Below are 271 nucleotides of genomic sequence, written 5' to 3'. Positions count from 1 at the left end.
TCCCCGAAGCATATCGGTGTTAGTACCGTCCTTCATCGGCTCCTAGTGCCAAGGCATTCACCGTGCGCCCTTTCTAACTTAACCTACTTCGGCCAATGATAAGCAGCGAATCTCTGCGTCAGCTCCGTCACTGTGCTCCTCACATACTCTCGTACGCTCCGGTGCTCGTTCAGTCGCTTCCTTGATCTTCTTGCTTCTCATTGCCCTCAGGTTTGTGCTCTTACTTCGTTTTAAAACAAAAATAAGAGAAAAACTAAGATGGCGATTACTC

The 271-nt window shown here is 48.3% G+C and carries 1 protein-coding gene and 1 rRNA gene; both read right to left on the bottom strand.

The annotated features are described in order from the left end of the window. Nucleotides 1-84, bottom strand: a 23S ribosomal RNA gene (locus M3205_RS25395); the annotation flags it as partial. Further along, nucleotides 79-271: hypothetical protein (locus M3205_RS25390; RefSeq protein ID WP_251172378.1), on the bottom strand; the 193-nt coding region annotated here is incomplete at its 5' end. The genes M3205_RS25395 and M3205_RS25390, both read right to left, overlap by 6 nt.

Origin of the sequence: Cytobacillus firmus, assembly GCF_023715565.1 — a bacterium.
In the GTDB taxonomy this organism is placed as follows: Bacteria; Bacillota; Bacilli; order Bacillales; family Cytobacillaceae; genus Cytobacillus; species Cytobacillus firmus_C.
Note: the sequence above shows the minus strand (reverse complement) of the source record. Positions and strands in the feature narration are given on the sequence as shown.